Source organism: Mycobacterium sp. GA-1199 (genome assembly GCF_001500045.1).
Classification (GTDB): Bacteria; Actinomycetota; Actinomycetes; order Mycobacteriales; family Mycobacteriaceae; genus Mycobacterium.
The window spans coordinates 18,469-36,357 of record NZ_LQIX01000021.1 but is presented as its reverse complement, the minus strand read 5'-3'; the positions used below and the strand labels follow the sequence as shown (position 1 = coordinate 36,357).

Annotated in this window: 15 protein-coding genes and 1 pseudogene; 8 read left to right on the top strand and 8 right to left on the bottom strand. The window is 67.4% G+C overall.

Annotated features, from left to right (window positions below; translation table 11 throughout):
* Window positions 1–2 precede the first annotated feature (2 nt).
* The 3 genes and pseudogenes from AU198_RS14895 to AU198_RS14885 form a co-directional block, all read right to left on the bottom strand.
* The gene (locus tag AU198_RS14895; RefSeq protein WP_064348926.1) at window positions 3–617 is read right to left on the bottom strand and encodes a PaaI family thioesterase; all 615 of its coding nucleotides are present in this window, start codon (window positions 615–617) and stop codon (window positions 3–5) included.
* A 7-nt stretch (window positions 618–624) separates the two neighbouring features.
* Window positions 625–954 (bottom strand): annotated as a pseudogene (locus AU198_RS14890) (isochorismatase family protein); the annotation flags it as partial.
* Window positions 955–993: 39 nt separating this feature from the next.
* A complete protein-coding gene (locus AU198_RS14885) occupies window positions 994–1,992 on the bottom strand; it encodes an aromatic ring-hydroxylating oxygenase subunit alpha (RefSeq protein ID WP_064348925.1) in 999 nt (332 codons plus the stop codon).
* Between the two features lie 159 nt (window positions 1,993–2,151).
* Here AU198_RS14885 and AU198_RS14880 point away from each other — a divergent pair, with 159 nt between their 5' ends.
* The 5 genes from AU198_RS14880 to AU198_RS14860 are packed head-to-tail and all read left to right on the top strand — an operon-like array spanning window position 2,152 to window position 7,364.
* Window positions 2,152–3,777, top strand: a complete 1,626-nt coding sequence (locus AU198_RS14880; RefSeq protein WP_064348924.1) for a flavin-containing monooxygenase — start codon at window positions 2,152–2,154, stop codon at window positions 3,775–3,777.
* Window positions 3,774–4,886, top strand: a complete 1,113-nt coding sequence (locus AU198_RS14875; RefSeq protein WP_064348923.1) for an alpha/beta hydrolase — start codon at window positions 3,774–3,776, stop codon at window positions 4,884–4,886. The genes AU198_RS14880 and AU198_RS14875 overlap by 4 nt, the downstream gene beginning before the upstream one ends.
* Window positions 4,886–5,950 (top strand): phosphotransferase, encoded by a 1,065-nt coding sequence (locus AU198_RS14870; protein ID WP_064348922.1) that lies wholly within the window; start codon window positions 4,886–4,888, stop codon window positions 5,948–5,950. Before AU198_RS14875 ends, AU198_RS14870 begins: the two co-directional genes overlap by 1 nt.
* On the top strand, window positions 5,947–6,324 hold the full coding sequence (locus AU198_RS14865; protein WP_064348921.1) for a nuclear transport factor 2 family protein: 378 nt from the start codon (window positions 5,947–5,949) through the stop codon (window positions 6,322–6,324). The genes AU198_RS14870 and AU198_RS14865 overlap by 4 nt, the downstream gene beginning before the upstream one ends.
* Window positions 6,288–7,364, top strand: a complete 1,077-nt coding sequence (locus AU198_RS14860) for a TIGR03857 family LLM class F420-dependent oxidoreductase (protein WP_502689292.1) — start codon at window positions 6,288–6,290, stop codon at window positions 7,362–7,364. Before AU198_RS14865 ends, AU198_RS14860 begins: the two co-directional genes overlap by 37 nt.
* Before the next feature lie 182 nt (window positions 7,365–7,546).
* On the opposite strand, the gene AU198_RS14855 is transcribed toward AU198_RS14860, so the two are convergent.
* Entirely contained in the window at window positions 7,547–9,043 is a 1,497-nt protein-coding gene (locus AU198_RS14855) for an acyl-CoA carboxylase subunit beta (RefSeq protein WP_064348919.1), read from the bottom strand.
* An 86-nt stretch (window positions 9,044–9,129) separates the two neighbouring features.
* Between AU198_RS14855 and AU198_RS14850 the strand changes: the two genes are divergently transcribed.
* The 3 genes from AU198_RS14850 (at window position 9,130) to AU198_RS14840 (ending at window position 12,113) form a co-directional block, all read left to right on the top strand.
* Window positions 9,130–10,158, top strand: a complete 1,029-nt coding sequence (locus AU198_RS14850; protein ID WP_064348918.1) for an LLM class F420-dependent oxidoreductase — start codon at window positions 9,130–9,132, stop codon at window positions 10,156–10,158.
* Between the two features lie 36 nt (window positions 10,159–10,194).
* Entirely contained in the window at window positions 10,195–11,418 is a 1,224-nt protein-coding gene (locus tag AU198_RS14845; protein WP_064348917.1) for a cytochrome P450, read from the top strand.
* Window positions 11,419–11,531: 113 nt separating this feature from the next.
* The gene (locus AU198_RS14840; RefSeq protein WP_064348916.1) at window positions 11,532–12,113 is read left to right on the top strand and encodes a carboxymuconolactone decarboxylase family protein; all 582 of its coding nucleotides are present in this window, start codon (window positions 11,532–11,534) and stop codon (window positions 12,111–12,113) included.
* A gap of 21 nt (window positions 12,114–12,134) precedes the next feature.
* Here AU198_RS14840 and AU198_RS25815 read toward each other — a convergent pair whose 3' ends face one another.
* The 4 genes from AU198_RS25815 to AU198_RS14825 all read right to left on the bottom strand — a co-directional run bounded on the left by AU198_RS25815 (window position 12,135) and on the right by AU198_RS14825 (window position 17,861).
* Window positions 12,135–12,338, bottom strand: a complete 204-nt coding sequence (locus AU198_RS25815; protein ID WP_082691034.1) for a YbdD/YjiX family protein — start codon at window positions 12,336–12,338, stop codon at window positions 12,135–12,137.
* A complete protein-coding gene (locus AU198_RS14835) occupies window positions 12,281–14,575 on the bottom strand; it encodes a carbon starvation CstA family protein (RefSeq protein ID WP_064348915.1) in 2,295 nt (764 codons plus the stop codon). The genes AU198_RS25815 and AU198_RS14835 overlap by 58 nt, the downstream gene beginning before the upstream one ends.
* 50 nt (window positions 14,576–14,625) lie before the next feature.
* The gene (locus tag AU198_RS14830) at window positions 14,626–16,173 is read right to left on the bottom strand and encodes an ATP-dependent DNA ligase (protein WP_064348914.1); all 1,548 of its coding nucleotides are present in this window, start codon (window positions 16,171–16,173) and stop codon (window positions 14,626–14,628) included.
* Between the two features lie 143 nt (window positions 16,174–16,316).
* On the bottom strand, window positions 16,317–17,861 hold the full coding sequence (locus tag AU198_RS14825; RefSeq protein WP_064348913.1) for a molybdopterin-dependent oxidoreductase: 1,545 nt from the start codon (window positions 17,859–17,861) through the stop codon (window positions 16,317–16,319).
* Window positions 17,862–17,889: the final 28 nt, after the last annotated feature.

The following is a 17,889-nucleotide window of genomic DNA, read 5'->3' as shown; positions in this document are numbered from 1 at the left end:
TTTCAAGGCTGGTGGGCAAGCAGTTTGATCATCAGACCGTTGGCCTCGGATAGTACGTTGCCGTCCGCGTCCGTCATCGCCGCCCTCACGAACAGCTTGCGTCCGTCCACGGAGTCGATCCACGCCCGCGCCTCGAGCGGCGCCTCGATCGGCGTCACCCGCCGGTAGTCCACATGCAGGTAGGCGGTGCGGCTGTCGGGTCGGCCCGCGGCCGACACCACCATGCCGAAATGCCAGTCGTAGAACAGCGGGATCACGCCACCGTGCACCGCGTCATTGCCCCCGACGTGGAAGCGGCTGAAGCGCCCGCGCATCGTGACCTCGTCCGGTCCCGACGCCACGACCTGCCACGGTGGCATCAGCGGGTGGCCGTTGCCGGGCAGGTTGGGCGCCCGGCCGGCAGGGGCCACACCGGCGGGAGCCTTGTGTTCCTCCAGGCGTTCGCACATCTCCTCGAGCAGTGCGGCCGAATCGTTCCACAGCGCGGCATCGGGATCGCTGGCCACCGTGATGTTCTGCAGCCGGCGCAGCGCCGCGATGAAACGACCCATCTCCGGCGATCCCAGAGCCGGTTTGACCCTGGCGAATTCGCGGATGTCGTTCTCGGTGTCGGTCACTGCGCGGCTACTTCCATGTGTCGATCAACTCGTCGGTGGTGGTGATCGTCGCCAGCAGCGACAACGTGCTGTCGATGATTGCATTCGAGTAGTCGGTGGGGATTCCGGCCACCGCATCCCGCGGGACCACGACCCGGTACGCGGCGTTGACGGCGTCCATCACCAGGTTGGTGATGGCGACGTTGACCGACACTCCGACGGCGACGATCGTCGAGACCCCGAGATTGCGCAGCACGGCGTCGAGGTCGGTGCCGCCCATCGGGCCGATGCCGTGCCAGCTCCGCAGCACGACGTCGGAGGGCTAAGGCCCCAGCTCGGGCAGCAGTTCGGCGCCCGGCGGTGTGGCCCGTGGCGGCGATCTCGGCGAGGTCGGGTCTCACACCGACGCCGGAACATCGTAGAACTGCGTCGCCCACTTCCGCAGCGCCATATGCGGTTTCGCGTCTATGCGAGACAACGCCGGGTTCTCGATGTACTCCTGGTAGCGCCAGATGTTCAGGTCGTCCCAGACGGTTCCCATGAACTGGCGCTCGACCTTCTGGCGGACCTCCTCGGGCGGGACGTCGGAGGTGTCACCGGGTAGCCGCGGCCACCAGATCGAATAGAACATGTCCGAGTAGCCGTCCTCGACCGGCGTGCACGCGAAGATCAGCCGGTGGTTCGACGAGCCCTCGAAGGCGCTGATCGCGAACCCGAGGCCGGACAGGTGGCTGTGGATGTAGAGCGCCATCTTGTCCGGGTCGTCGCTGGAGGCGTCGGGCCAGCCCGTCAGGAACCGCCACTCCTCGTCGACGACCTCCCAGTTGAGGCACTTCGGGGTGACCGTCGCGTGATGCACATAGTGGAAGTGCGCGCTGTCCGGCCCGTTCTCGGCGACGATCTGCGGATGTACCGGCTCGCGTTCCGCGCGACTCGAAAACTCCGGGTACGGGCGGTAGTACGCGTCCTCGTCGGTCGGGAATTGCGGGAATTTGTGGAACAGATCGGGCAGCTCCCACCGCGGTGGCTCGCCCTCGGGGTGATGCCAGGCGAACACGCAGCCGTATTGTTCGCGCACCGGAAACACGCGCAGCCGCAACGCCTTGTTGGGCCGGTCGGGCTGGTAGGGAATGTAGCGGTTGGTGCCGTCGGGCCCCCACCGCCAACCGTGGAAGGGGCATTCGACGCAGTCGCCGACGACCTTGCCGCCGTGGCCGATGTGCGCACCGAGGTGCCGGCAGTGCGCCGCCAGCACATGCAGGTCGCCTGCCTCGTCGCGGTAGGCCACCAGATCCTCGCCGAAATACCGCAGCGGCCGGGTCTCGCCCGGGGGGAATTCCGCGGACCAGCCGATCATGAACCAGCCGGTGACCCTCCAGGTGAACGGTACTTTCATGCCGGGCAGCCTCCCGAGTCGGCGAACTAATGGAGGAGCTTACAGTAGTGGTTTCAGGAAGGGCCATACCGGAGCGGTGTTTCCGAAACCCCACCAGCCGTCCGGCGCAATACTGTAATAGTTACAGTATCTCCACTTCCCGGACGTGAGGGCCTACTTGTGACGACATCCGACTCCGCCCGCTTCGACGCGATCGTCGTCGGGGCCGGGTTCGCCGGTCTGTACGCGCTGCATCGACTGCGGGAGCAGGGGCTGCGCACCGTTGTGCTCGAGAAGGCCGAGAACGTCGGGGGCACATGGCTGTTCAACCGGTATCCCGGCGCGCGCTGTGACATCGAGAGCATCGAGTACTCCTACAGCTTCTCCGAGGAGATCCAGCAGGAGTGGGTATGGACCGAGACGATGCCTCGCCAGCCCGAGATCGAGGCGTACCTGAACTTCGTCGCCGACCGACTCGATCTCCGTCGCGACATCCGGTTCCATACCGAAGTCACCGCGATGACGTTCGACGAGGCCGCCTCCGAGTGGGAGGTGCAGACGGCAGACGGGGAGGTGTTCGTGGCACCGTTCGTCGTCGCGGCGACGGGGATCCTGTCGGTCCCGAAGGAACCGGAGATACCCGGTATGGGCGCCTTCGAGGGGCTCTCGCTGTCCACCAGTCGCTGGCCGAAGCAGGATGTCGACCTGACCGGCAAGCGGGTGGGCGTGATCGGAACCGGTTCCACCGGTGTGCAACTGATCCCGGTCGTGGCCCAACAGGCCGGCCACCTCACCGTGTTCCAGCGATCGCCGGCCTACACGCTGCCGTGGGAGGTCCGCCCGTTCGACGACGGCGAACTCGACGAGCTCAAGGCCAATTACGCCGAGATCCGCGCGGCGCAACGAGAACACGCGGTGGGTGCGGCCCGGCTGAGCGCGTTCTCGGTGATGTTCGAGATGATGACCAAACCGCCGCTGAAGTCCGCATCGCGCGAGGAACAAGTGCGCGCCGTCGAGGAGGGCGGCATCATCGGTGCGCTCAGCTGGGGCGACGTGTTCTTCGACATCGAGGCCAACCAGATGGCGGCCAAACTCTACGGCGAGGCGGTGGCGCGCATCGTCAAGAATCCACAGACCGCAGCGGCGCTGACCCCGACACACCCGTTCGGGTGTAAACGCCCCATCATCGACCAGGGCTATTACGAGACGTTCAACCGCGACAACGTCACACTCGTGGACCTGCGCAACGAACCGATCGTGGAGGTCACCGCGACCGGAATCCGCACCGAACAGGGCGATCACGATCTCGACGTCATCATCTACGCCACCGGCTTCGACGCGATGACCGGGGCGATGACGCGAATCGCGGTGACCGGGCGCGACGGGATGTCACTCGGAGACTTCTGGACGAACGAGGGGCCATACGCCTACCTCGGCATCGCGGTGGCGGGCTTCCCGAACCTGTTCATCATCCAGGCGCCCGGAAGCCCCGCTCCGGCAAGCAATTACGTGACAGCCCTCGAACAGCACGTCGACTGGATCGGCGAGTGCATCGGCTACCTGAGCGCTCACGGGTATCGGAGCATCGAGGCGCTACCCGAGGCCCAACGCGAGTGGATCGACCACGCGACATCGCTCGTCGCACCGACCGTCCTCGTCCATCCCAGCTGCAACTCCTGGTACAACGGCGGTAACGTGCCCGGCAAGAAGCGGATGTACATGGGTTACACCGGGGGCATTCCGGAGTACCGGCGTCGCTGCGACGAGGTCGCCGATGCCGGCTACACCGGGTTCAAGCTGGCATGAGGACGGCCGAGCGCGCGTACCGTATCGGTCGGGACTTCGCGGGCGTGGTGCCGCGGGCGCACGCCGCCGTCGCCGGACACGACGATTGGAAGCCGTTGTCCCGCAAGGGTGCCCGGCAACTCGGCGAGGTCGTGCTCGACGAACTCGCCCTGACGGGGATGACGCTGACCGCGCCCCCGCCCAGACTTGAGCGCACGCTCGAGTCGTGTACCGGCGCGGCCGACGAGCTGGCCGAATTAGGCCTGGCCGGCGTGCACGTCGCACCGGATGAGCTGCAGCCGAAGACGATCCGCCGGCGCCGGTTCGGCCGATCCCGGTACGAGCAACTGACCTTCGAACACGATCCCCACCTGCCCGAGTCGTTGGCCGCCGAGGGATTCGGCGGGCCGGCCACCGCGGTGGTGCATCTGTGTCGCAGCGGCGAGGAGCCGCGGCCGTGGCTGGTGTGGGTGCACGGGGCCGGCCAGGGGCTGCCGATCGATTTGGTGTTCTCGAGGGCTCGGCGGCTGCAGGAGCAGCTCGGATACAACATCGCGCTGCCGGTGCAGCCGGGCTGCGGGGTTCGGCGTGAGCAGTGGCCGACCTATCCGAACATGGACCCGCTGAACAACCTGGCGGGCATGATCCGCGTGGTGTCGGAGGTGCGGGCGGTGCTCCGTCGGCTTCGACCGCAAGCGAGCGCCGTTGCGCTGTCTGGGGTTTCGATGGGCAGCCCGGTGGCGGGTCTGGTGTCACACCTCGAGGACGTCGACGCCGTCGCGGTCTACACGCCGATCTTCGGGCTCAACGCGATGATCGCCGGACACCTGGGGCGGTGGGGTCCGTCGGTGCGCGACACGGTGGAACTGATGCGGTCAGAACCCGTCGAGCGCGTGATGTCGGTCGTGGACTATCAGGCGGTCGAACCGACGGCCCCGCCCGAGCGTCGGCTCATCGTCGGTGCGTGGCACGACCAGATGGCGCGACGGGAACCGGCAGAGCGACTGCACGAGCGGTGGGGCGGCGACCTGTACTGGCATCGGGGTAGCCACGTCGGCCACCTGTTCGCGGGCGGTGTGCAGCGAGCGTCGGAACGCTTCCTCGGGGCAGTCAGGGAAGGAGTCGGTTGATGACGACGAGTATGGCAGCGGTACCGGGCGGCATCGATGAGCTCGACGCCGCCTGGTTGACCGGGGTGCTGCGCGCCGACGCAGGGCTGGACGGCGCGACGGTCGACGATGTCCGGACTGAGCAGATTGCGATGGACAGCGGCTTCTCGTCGCTGCTGTACCGGTTGCACCTGAGCGGCACCGCGGTGCCTTCGACCCTGATCGCGAAACTTCCCGCGGTGTCGGAAGCGCGCGGTGCGATGGAGTTGCTGGGCGGATACCGGCGCGAGTTGTCCTTCTACCGCGACGTCGCCGGGCGCGCGCCGATGGACACACCGCGGGTGTACACCGCCCGCATCGCCGATGACGGCGTCGATTTCGTGCTGCTGCTCGAGGACCTCTCGGAGTGGGACAACGCCGACCATCTGGCCGGGCTGTCCATGGATCGCGCCCGCACCTGCATCCGACAACTGGCAGGTCTGCATGCGTGGTCGGGCGAACCCGCCGTGCTGGAGCAGTTTCCGAGCATCGACACCCCGATCGCGCGGGAACTGCTGCTGCCGGCGTTCGGGCCGGGGTGGGAGGTCTACCGCGCGCACACCTCCGTGAACGTGTCGCCGGCGGTGGCCGCGTTCGCCGAACGTTTCGCCGAACGCGCGGTCGCGGCACTGCCCGCGCTCGCCGAACGGGACATGTTGCTGCACGGGGATATCCGGGCCGACAACCTCTTCTTCTCGGGTGACGCGATGAAGGTGGTGGACTTCCAGTTCGCCGCCCGCGGCGCCGGTGCGGCCGACGTGGCCTACCTCGTGACCCAGGGCCTGCCGACCGCGGTGCGCGAAGGTCACGACGAGGTGCTGCTACGCGAGTATCTCGAGCACGTCGCCGCGCACGGCGCCTCGTACGGATTCGACGAGGCGTGGCGGCACTATCGTTTTGCGGCCGTCTATCTGATGGTGTTGCCGGTCATCACGCTCAATGGGTGGGATGCGCTGCCGGAACGGTCCCGCCGCCTGTGCCTGACGCTGACCGACCGTGCGGTGGCCGCGATCGACGCCATCGGCGCTCTGGAGGTGTTCTCATGAGCCGGTCCGCGCGTGAGGTGGTGGAGCTGTACAACCTGGTGGCGTGGAACAAGGCGGACTTTGGACTGGCCGACGAGCTGTTGGGCGAGACGGTGATTCGTCACGAGGTCGGTGAGCCGGCGCATTTCTTGACCCATGAACAGGCGGTGGCTCGGGTGGTGGACATGTGGAACGTGTCGGAGAGCATCCGATTCGACCTCAACCTGGTGGTGGCGGGTGATGACGGGGAGCACGTCGCGATCGTCTACCAATCCCCGATCAAGATGAAGGACGGGACGCAGACCACGATCGGCAGTATGGAAGTCTTCCGGGTGGTCGACGGCAGGATCGTCGAGGTGTGGAACTGCGGCTACAAGCAAGGAGTCTGGACGTGACCGTATCTGTGCTCGACGAACTGGGCTACTACTTGTTGGCCGGCGCCGGTGGTGGAGGCCCGGCAACGCTGATGGACGAGGCCCGTCGCGGTGAGGAGCTCGGGTTCGGCACCGCGTTCATCTCCGAACGATGGAACGTCAAGGAGGCGTCATCGCTCGTCGGCGCGGCGTGCGCGGTCACGTCGCGCATGCAGATCGCCACGGCGGCAACGAATCACAACACCAGGCACCCGCTGATCACCGGATCGTGGGCGACGACGATGCACCGGCTCTCGGGCGGGCGCTTCACGCTGGGCATCGGGCGCGGGGTCGCGGCGATGTACGCGGCGTTCGGGATCCCGTCGGTCACGACCGCGCAGATGGAGGATTTCGCCAACGTCATGCGTCGGCTGTGGCAGGGCGAAGTGATCTTCAACCACGACGGACCGATCGGCAAGTACCAGGTTCTATTCCTGGATCCGGACTTCCGCGAAGACATCCGGCTGGCGGTCGTGGCGTTCGGCCCGCAGACGCTGGCGCTCGGGGGTCGGGCGTTCGACGACGTCATCCTGCACACCTACTTCACTCCGGAGACGCTGCAGCGCGCGGTCAAGACCGTCAAGGACGCCGCGGAAAAGGCGGGCCGCGATCCGTCGGCGGTCCGGGTGTGGTCGTGTTTCGCCACGGTCGGCGATCATCTGCCCGAGGAGCTGCGACTGAAGAAGACAGTCGCCCGGCTGGCCACCTATCTGCAAGGCTACGGCGATCTTCTGGTCAAGACGAACGGCTGGGATCCCGCTGTGCTGCAGCGCTTCCGCGACGACAAGGTCGTACAGTCGATTCCCGGCGGTATCGACCACAAGGCCTCAGCCGAACAGATCGAGCACATCGCGACGTTGATTCCCGACGAGTGGTTGGAGCCGTCGGCCACCGGGTCGGCCCAGCAGTGCGTCGAGCGCATCCGCAAGGAGTTCGACTACGGCGCCGACGCGCTCATCATGCACGGCGCGACGCCCGACGAACTCGAGCCGATCGTCGCCGCCTACCGCGCATCGGCGTGAGCTGGCCCCATCTACGCGAGCGGCGTGAGCTGGCCCCATCTCGGCGAGCGTGCGTGTTTGCACACGACGCGCCGCGGAAAGTGCGCAGTACGCGCACGGTCGTCGCACCCGAAAGTGCGTGTAGTGCTGAATATTTGCCGCGTGTCGTGTGCAAACACGCACGCTCGCGCAACCCCCCGAGGTCAGGGCGTGATGACCGTGCGGGCCACCGGTTCCGCTGCGGCCTGGCGGCTGTAGACCGCCCGCTGCAGCCCCCACAGCAGCGCGTTGCGGGTCTCCTCGGGATGGATCAGGTCGTCGAAGCCGAGGTGGCCGGCCGACCGGAACGACGCTTCGACTTCCATCTGCCGAAGCCGCGCCTCGACATCCTCGGCGGCGTGTGACGCCTTGCTGAGGGCGGCCGCGCTCATCGCGCCCATCGTCGCGCCCGGGTATGCGAACGTCGCGCTCTGGTTGTCAAATCCCAACAGCGACATCACCATCGAGCCGAAACCGTAGGCCTTGCGCAGCGTGACGTGCAGCTTGATCGTCGTGGCGGCGGTCTGCGCGGCGAACATCCGCGCACCGCTGCGCAGCACGCCCGACTTCTCCGACCGGCTGCCCGGCAGCATGCCCGGGTTGTCGGCGAGGAACACGATCGGCAGGTGAAACGAGTCGGCGACCGTGATGAAGTGCGCCGCCTTGTCCGCGGCGTCTGCGTCGATGGAACCGGCGATCACCTGCGGTTGGTTGGCAACCACCGCAACCGGGTGGCCGCCGAGATGGGCCAGCGCGCAGATGATCGCGGGCCCGAACTTCGGCTGGACCTCGAACCAGTCGGGGCGGTCGAAGACGACGTCCAGGACGCGCCGCATGTCGTAGACGCGCCGGTTGCCGCGGGGGACCAGTTCGAGCAACTCCGGGGTGGTCCGCGGGGCGGTCGCTTCGTCGGCGGGAAGCGACTCCGGGTAGGACCACGCGCTGGCCGGGAAGTACGACAGGTAGCGGCGGATGTCGTCGAGCACCGCTTCGTCGTCCTCGCCCAGGTTGTGAATCACACCGCTGGCGAGGGCCACCGTGGGACCGCCGAGATCCTCTTTCGAGATGTCCTCGCCCGTCGACTCTTTCACCACGGGCGGGCCCGCGGTGAAGATGGCGCCCTGGCGGCTCATTATCGTCCAGTCGCAGACCGGAGCGACCAGCGCGCCATGTCCGGCGGACGGCCCGAGCAGGCCGGCGACCATCGGCACCTTGCCCGAACACTGAGCCTGGGCGAGAAGATCGGTCGGGGTGCGGCCGTAGTGCTCACCGCTGGGACGGAAACCCGCACCCTCCAGCAGCATCACCAGCGGCACCTTGTCGCGCACGGCCAACTCCGCCAATCGGTACCGTTTGGCGTTCCCGCCCGGGCCGATGCTGCCCGCCAGCGTCGTGAAGTCCTCGGCGCCGATCATCACCGGCCTGCCGTCGAGATAGCCGGAGCCGGCGACGATGCCGTCGGCGGCGATGTCACCGCCGACCAGCGTGCCGAACTCGCGGAACGTGCCCTTGTCGAGCAGATACTCGATGCGCGCGCGGGCGTCGAGCTTGCCCTTGTCGCGGTGCTGGGCGACCCGCTCGGCGCCCCCCATGTCGTACGCGGTCTGGCGCCGCCGCGACAGCTCGTCGAGCGTGGCATGCCAATCCTCGGCCTTGGTCATCACAACTCCTGTCCATGGATAGGCGATCGTCGCACCGGCATGACCTCGTTGACCATACTGAATTGCTTACTGTAGCGTCTACGACCATGCTTAGCGGCGCCGGCCTGAAGGTCGACGGGGCGATTTCCAGCCAGCTCGCCAACGTGGCCGAAACGGCGGGCACGCTGCAGCGGCGCGGTTACGACGGGTGCTGGACCGCCGAGGTCGCCCACGACCCGTTCCTCCCGTTGACGCTGGCCGCCGAGCACACCGAAACCCTCGATCTCGGAACCAGCATCGCGGTGGCGTTCGCCCGAAACCCCATGACCGTGGCCAACATCGGCTGGGACCTGCAGGACTACTCGCGTGGCCGGCTCATCGTTGGGCTGGGGTCGCAGATCCGTCCGCACATCGAGAAGCGGTTCAGCATGCCGTGGAGCCAACCCGTGCGTCGCATGGGCGAATTCGTCCACGCGATGCGCGAGATCTGGACCTGTTGGCGCGACGGTACGCGGCTGCAGTTCGAAGGCGACTTCTACACGCACAAGCTGATGACGCCGATGTTCACTCCTGAACCGCACGACTACGGGTTCCCGAAGGTCTTCATCGCCGCGGTGGGCGAGGCGATGACCGAGATGGCCGGTGAGGTTGCCGACGGCGTTCTCGCCCACGCCTTCACGACCAAACGCTACTTCGAAGAGGTCACCACCCCGGCGCTCGAGCGCGGCATGGCCCGATCGGGCAGAGCGCGCAGCGACTTTCAGGTGTCGTGTCCCATCTTCGTGGTGACCGGTGCCGACGAGCGCGAGGTCACTGGCGCCGCCGTCGCCACCCGCAAGCAGATCGCCTTCTACGGGTCCACCCCGGCCTACCGCAAAGTGCTGGCGCTGCACGGGTGGGGCGACCTGCACGACGAGCTTCACCGGCTCAGCCTCGCCGGCGAGTGGGACGCGATGGGCACGCTGATCGACGACGAGATTCTCGAGACGTTCGCCGTCGTCGCCCCGATCGACAAGCTGGGGGCCAGGATCAGAGACCGGTGCGACGGCGTGATCGACCGGGTGATGATCGGATTCCCGCGCTCGATCGACGAAGCGACGATAGTTGCCGTGCTGGAGGAAGTGCGCGGCACATGACGGTTCGGCAGAGGAGTTCTTGTGAGCACACGGATCATGGACGAGGCGGCCAAGGTCTTCGCCACCCCGCAGGCCTATACCGATGAAGCCAAACTGCATGCGTCGCTGACGCATCTGCGTGCCAACGCACCCGTCTCGTGGGTAGAGGTGCCCAATTACCAACCGTTCTGGGCGATCACCAAGCACTCCGACATCATGGACATCGAGCGGGCGAACAACCTGTTCACCAATCATCCGCGGCCGGTGCTGGTCACCAAGGAGGGCGACGAGCAGCAGGCGGCCATCGGGGTGCGCACCCTCATCCACATGGACGATCCGCAGCATCGTGTGGTGCGCGCCATCGGAGCCGACTGGTTTCGGCCGAAGGCGATGCGCGCGTTGAAGATCCGCGTCGACGAACTCGCGAAGGTGTACGTCGACAAGATGATGGACATCGGCAACGAGTGCGACTTCGTCCAGCAGGTCGCGGTCAACTTCCCGCTCTACGTCATCATGTCGCTGCTGGGCATCCCGGAGTCGGACTTCCCGCTGATGCTCAAGCTCACCCAGGAGTTGTTCGGCAGTGACGACGACGAGTTCAAGCGCGGCACGGATCAGGCCGACCAGATGTCGGCGCTGGTCGAGATGTTCCAGTACTTCACGGCGTTGACGGCTTCGCGCCGCGAGAATCCGACGGACGACCTGGCCTCGGCGATCGCCAACGCGACCATCGACGGTGAACCGCTGTCGGACATCGACACGATCTCCTACTACGCGATCATCGCCGCGGCGGGGCACGACACCACCAGCGCGACCATCTCCGGCGGGATGCTGGCGCTGATCGAGAACCCCGACCAACGCCACAAGCTGTGCAGCGATCTGGGCCTGATGCCGCTGGCGGTCGAGGAGATGATCCGCTGGGTCACGCCGGTGAAGGCCTTCATGCGTACGGCGGCCGAGGACACCACCGTGCGGGGCGTTCCGATCGCGGCGGGCGAATCGGTTCTGCTGTCCTATGTTTCGGGCAATCGTGACGAGGATGTGTTCGACGATCCCTTCCGCTTCCACATCGCCCGTGACCCCAATAAGCACGTCGCGTTCGGGTACGGCGTGCACTTCTGCCTGGGGGCGGCGTTGGCCCGCATGGAGGTCAACAGCTTCTTCAGCGAGCTGCTGCCCCGCCTGAAGGGTGTGGAGCCGGCCGGCCGTCCCGAGTATGTGGCGACGACATTCGTCGGCGGGCTCAAACACCTGCCGATCCGCTACTCACTGACGGTCTAGCCGGGCTCGGCTTGGCCTCACCGGCCGGTTGCCGCCCGAGCGTTTCGCCCAACGGTTCCGACCGCGCGAGTTATCGTGTCCCCACGCCAGAACCGCTGCGATGTGAGGTGGCCATGTCCCGAGTAGCACCGTCGTCGGCGTTTGCTTCGATCCCGACCGACGATCTGGGCCAAGGCGACCGGATCAACCTGGGCGTGGCCTCGATACTCGGCCATCGTCCCGACGTCGCAGGAGCGCTCGGCTCACTTCGGGCGGCACTGCAATCCAGCGGCACCCTGTCGCCGAGGCTCGTGGAGCTCGTGCGGCTGCGCATCGCGTTCCACAACCAGTGCCGCAGTTGCATGTCGGTGCGCTACCAGAGCGCGGTCGATGCCGGGCTCACCGAGGACGCGGTCTGTTCACTGGAGCGCCCAGAGGAAGCCGATGACCTCTCGGATGCCGAGCGCAGTGCGTTGCGGTTCGCCGTCCTGTTCGCCACCGATCACCTCGCGATCGACGATGCCGTCTACGACGACCTTCGGCGCCATTTCGCCGAGGACGAACTCGTCGAACTCGGTGTGCACTGCGCGTACGCGGTGGGCATGGGCCGGCTGGCCGCGACATGGGCCGTCACCGACGACGTCCCTAGCGCCTTCCGGAGCGCCGAAGCGACTGCGACGCCCTGGGTTTCCGAAGGGGTCATCGCGTCGGGCTAGCGGGTTCGGCCAAAGGCCGGCCTAGCAGCAGCGCGCACCGGGGTTGGTCTCGGCCGCGGCGTGCCGCATCCGCCAGTAGTCCCGTTCGGAGAGCACGGGTTCACCCGGATGGGTCCGCAACCGGTGCTCGACGTACCGCCGGTAATGGGTGTCGCCCATCAGGTCGCCTACGAATGTGCGCCAGTACGAACCGATTCTGCGTGCGCCTGCGGTAACGCGTCCCATTGTTTCTGCACCTCCTTCTCCGGTTTGGTCATCAACAGGCCCGACGGCGCGAAGATCCGTGAGGGGACCGGCTCGTCCTCGGTCGTCGGTGTGGCGGTGCCGCGAAGTGTGCGGATCACCATGATCACCCCGGTGGTGAACACGATCAGCACCAGCAGTGCGAACACGATCGACAGTGTGCCCTGGATGAACGTGTTGCGGATGACCGCGTCGAGTTCGCCGGCGTCCTTGGCCGCGCCGAACGCCGTCTCACCGGCGTCCTTGGCGTTGCGGTACTGGAAGTGCTGAGTCCAGTACCCGACCTTCGGGTCGCCGGAGAAGATCTTCTGCCACGACGCCGTCATCGTCACAGTCAGATCCCACAGCAACGGGACCGCTGGTATCCACGCCCATTTCAGCAGGCCCTTCTTCACGATCACCACGGTCACGACCGTCAACGCGATCGCGGCCAGCAACTGGTTGGCGATGCCGAACAACGGGAACAGCGTGTTGATGCCGCCGAGCGGGTCGGTGACGCCCATCAGCAGGATGCTGCCCCACCCCGCTACCACGACCAGGCTGCAGATCCACGCTCCCACACGCCAACTCGGGTCCTTCAGCTTGCGCAGGGGGCCGCCGAGGTTGCTCAGACCGTCGGAGAGCATGAACCGTGCGACCCGAGTGCCCGCGTCCACGGTGGTGAGGATGAACAGCGCCTCGAACATGATCGCGAAGTGGTACCAGAACGCCTTGAGCGCGTCACCGCCGAACACCTTGCTCAGCACTTCGGACATGCCGAACGCCAAGGTGGGCGCACCGCCGGTCCTCGACACGATCGACTCTTCGCCGACGCTCTCGGCGGCCTGAGTGATCTGCTCGGCGGTGACCGGCGGACCGTCGATCGGCAGACTGTTGACGTAGGCCGCTGCCGTCTCCGCGGTGGCACCCGTCGAGGCCGCTGGCGCGTTGATCGCGAAGTACAGGTGCTGATTGAGGATGGCCGCGGTGATCAACGCCATGATCGCGACGAACGACTCGGTGATCATGCCGCCGTAGCCGATCAGGCGCATCTGGCCTTCCTTCTCCAGCAGCTTGGGCGTGGTGCCCGACGAGATCAGCGCATGAAAACCCGACAGCGCACCGCACGCGATCGTGATGAACAGGAAGGGGAACAGCGATCCCGCGAACACCGGACCGGTGCCCTCGGTGGCGAACGCCGAGATCGCCGGCGCCTCCATGATGGGGCGCGCGAGCACGATGCCGACCGCCAGCAGCGCGATGGTGCCCACCTTCATGAACGTCGACAGATAGTCGCGCGGCGCGAGCAGGAACCACACCGGCAGCACCGACGCGGCGAATCCGTAGATGATCAGGGCCCACGACAGGCTCACCTTCGACAGCGTGAACCATTCGGTGCCCCAGTCGGTTTCGGCGACCCATCCGCCGGCGGCGACCGCGAACAGCAGCAGCGCGACGCCGATCAGCGACACCTCCGACACCCGACCCGGCCGCAGGAACCTCAGGTACAGGCCCATGAAGATCGCGATCGGGATCGTCATCGCGATCGAGAAGACGCCCCACGGGCTCTCGGCAAGAGCGCCGACGACCACCAGGGCCAGCACCGCCAGCAGTATCACCATGATGACGAGCACGCCGAGGATGGCGGCCACACCGCCGATCGTCCCGAGTTCGTCACGGGCCATCTGTCCGAGCGAGCGGCCCCGCCGACGCGTCGAGATCACCAACACGAGATAGTCCTGCACGCAGCCCGCGACGACCGCGCCGATGATGATCCAGATGGTTCCGGGCAGGTAGCCCATCTGCATGGCGAGGACGGGCCCGACGAGCGGGCCCGCGCCGGCGATCGCGGCGAAGTGGTGCCCGAACAACACCCGCCGGTCGGTGGGCATGTAGTCCGTGCCGTTCTCGAATAGCTCGGCGGGAGTGGCGTTGTCGTCGCGCGGGCGCACGATCTTCATCTCGATCAGCCGGGCGTAGAACCGGAAGCCGATCACGTAGGTGCAGATCGCGGCGATGACGAACCACACCGCGTTGACGGTCTCTCCGCGGAAGAACGCGATGACCGCCCAGGCGACCGCGCCGAGCAGCGCGATGATGCCGAAGATGATCCGGTGCCGCACGGTGATCGGCGACCGGTCGATGATCGCGACCGGGGGCAGATCCTTGTCGGTGCGGATATAGGTGATGTCGCCTCTGGTTTCCTCTGTGCGCTCTGCGGGAGCGGTTGGAGATGCCATGTGGCGATCCTTTCATCGGCGGCGCCGGCGACGTGTCAAAACCGCGGGCTTCAGCTTCCGCGCTGGTGGAACGCCCGCACCGTGTCGATGGTGTCGGCTTCTGCGGGGGACTTGTCGTCGCGGTACCGCAACACCCTGGCGAACCGCAGGGCCATCCCCCCGGGGTACCGCGACGACGTCTGCACGCCGTCGAACGCGATCTCGACGACCTGCTCGGGCCTCAGCTGGACCACATAACCGTCGGTCGGCCCGTCGGCCAACTCGAGGAACCGGGTGGTCTGCCACTCGAGCATGGCGTCGGTCATGCCTTTGAAAGTCTTTCCGAGCATGACGAATTCACCCGTCTGCGGATCCCGTGCGCCGAGGTGAATGTTCGACAACTTGCCGGTGCGACGGCCCGAACCCCACTCGACCGCGAGCACCACCAGGTCGAGGGTGTGCACGGGTTTGACCTTGAGCCAGCCGGCCCCGCGCCGCCCCGCCTCGTACGGCGCGGTCAACGACTTGGCCATCACGCCCTCGTGGCCCGCGGCCAGTGTCACCTCCAGGAACTTCCGCGCCTGCTCGACGTCGCCGGTGACGAGGCGGTCGACGCGGTGCAGCTTCGGAACGAGCGCGTCGAGCACCTCGATGCGCTCGTTCGCCGGTTTGTCGAGTAGGTCGACGCCGTCGACGTGCAGCAGATCGAACACGAATACCGACAGCGGTTGTGCCGCCGCGGCGGCGGCGATGTCGACGGAGCGACCGAACCGCGACGCCGTTACCTGGAAGCGGTGCGGCCGGCCGTCGGGTCTGAGAGCGATCGCCTCGGCGTCGGCGATCAGGGTCGTGACCGGCAGCGCCAGTGCGGCGTCAACGACCTCCGGGAGCCGTGCGGTGACGTCGTCGAGGCTTCGGGTGTAGATCGACACCTCATCGTCTCGCCGGTGCACCTGCACGCGGGCGCCGTCCAGCTTCGCCTCGAAAACGGCTGTACCACCGAGACGTTCAAGCGCCTCGGCCACGCCGGCGGCGGTCTGCGCCAGCATCGGGCCGACGGGACGGCCCACCGTCAGCGTGAACCGCTCCAGCGCGGCCTCGCCGACGGTCAGGGCGGCGGCGGCGACCGCGGGCAGGTCGCCGCCGAGCATCGCGGCGCGGCGCACCGCGGCGGCCGGAAGGTCGGCGGCCTTGGCCACCGCATCGGCCATCACACCGACCAGTGCGCCCTGGCGCAGCTCACCGCCGAGCAGCCGGCGCAGGAACGTCTGCTCTTCGGCGGTGGCGGCGCCGAACAGCCCGGCGAGCAGCTCGGCGCGCCGCGCCTGCGAACCCTTGCCCGCGACCTGCCCGATCTCCGTGAACCGCGCGTGGACGTCCGGCACCGTCAGCGACGCGGACTGCGCCGGGGGCGGCAGCGAGCGCAGAGCGGCCCACCCGACACCGATCTGGCGTTGGGGCAGCTCACCGGAGAGCCATGACACCACGACCGCGACCTGGTCGCCGTCGCCGTCGGCGCCGGCGCGGGCCAGCAGGTCGGCGATTCGGGCCGTCTTGGCCAGCCGTGACGAGGATGCACCAACCTCGGCCGACGCCGTGGCCACGTCGAGTAACTGCACGGATTCAGCCTGTCACGGCGGTCGGACATCTCGGGTCAGGTGATTGGCGCGTGGGCCCACACGCCAGTAGGGGACGCCCGCGTTTGCACACATTTCAGCGGCGTGTCAGGGCGCAAACACGGTCGCTCGCGGCGGGGGAAGGGTTACGTGACCGCGAAGTCGACGCTGTGCCAGCCGGTGGCCCCGTCGGGGATCGGCTGGGCGATGTCGGCGGTCTGCGTCGCGCCGGTGTTGTCGGTGGCCCGCACCGTGAGGGTGTACGGACCCGGCCGGGCGGCCTGCCACGGGAAACTCCACAGCCGCCAGGTCTCGTTCGAGTAGGCGGCGCCGAGATCGGCCCGTTGCCAGTCGCCCTGGCCGTCGGGCCCGTCGATGCGCACCTCGACGTTGCGCACCCCGCGGTTCTGCGCCCACGCCACCCCACCGAATGTCACCGCCCCGCGGGGCACGTCTTGACCACTGCGCGGCACATCGATCCGCGACTCGGTCTTGATCGGCCCGCGCGGCGACCACCCCAGCCGCGTCCAGTAGGCCTGGGCGCGATCGAATCGCGTCACCTCGAGGTCGACCACCCACTTCGTCGCCGAGACATACCCGTACAAGCCGGGAACGACCAACCGGGCGGGATAGCCGTGATCGGTCGGCAGCGGTTCACCGTTCATGCCGATCGCCAGCAGCGAGCCGCGGTCGTCGGTGAGCGCCTCGACCGGAGTGCCCGCGGTGAACCCGTCGATCGACATCGACAGCACCATGTCCGCGTCACGGTGAACCCCGACTTCGGCCAACAGGTCTGACACTCGATATCCCGTCCACGTGGCGTTGCCGATCAGATCACCGCCGACGGGATTGGACACACACGTGAGCGTCACCAGCTTCTCGACGACGTCGAACCGGTCGAGATCATCGAAGCGCAAGGTGATTTCGCGATCCACCATGCCGTGGATCCGCAGCTGCCAGTTCTCGCGGCTCAACTGCGGCACGCTCAACGCGGTGTCGATCCGGTAGAAGTCTGCGTTGCTGGTGACGAACGACGGCAGGCCAACGCCTTTGGGCTGCACCGCCGCTGGGACCGGGGGAGCGGCGACGTCGACCGGTGGCAGCGCGAAAGCCGTGCGCTCACCGGAGACCGAGGTCGTCAGGCGGGACAGCACTACGCCGGCCACTCCGGTCAGCGCGCCTGCCCCCAGGAAGCCCAGCGTGATCAACGACAGCCGTCGGCCGGGATCGGGTCCGTCGTCGGTGGCGGCGGCCTGCGCGGGGTCGGTGAACCGCCCCGATGTCAGCAGTCGCAGCACGGCGACGCCGCACGCGGCGCCGACCACCGTCGGCAGGGTGTCCAACAGGGTCGCCCCCGCGCGCGAGAGCACCGCTGCGCACCCGGCGACGCCGGCCGCGACGATCGTGATACTGCCGATCGGGAAGCGCCGCGTCTCCAGCGCCGCGGTGGCGGCGGCCACGACGGCGATCACCGCGAGCACGAGCATCGACAGGACGAGTTTGTCGGCCATGCCGAAGGTCTGGATCGCCCACTCCTTGACCGGCCCGGGCGTCAGGTCGATGACCGCCGACCCGACCGCGGTACGAGAGTCGGCCCGCGGCCCCACGAAGACAGCGAGCAGTTGGGTCACGCCCAGCGCGACGGCGGCCGCCGCGATGCCGCCCATCGCCTTGGTGCTGCGCGACGTCATGCCGCTCAAAGTACCCACGTTGGCGACC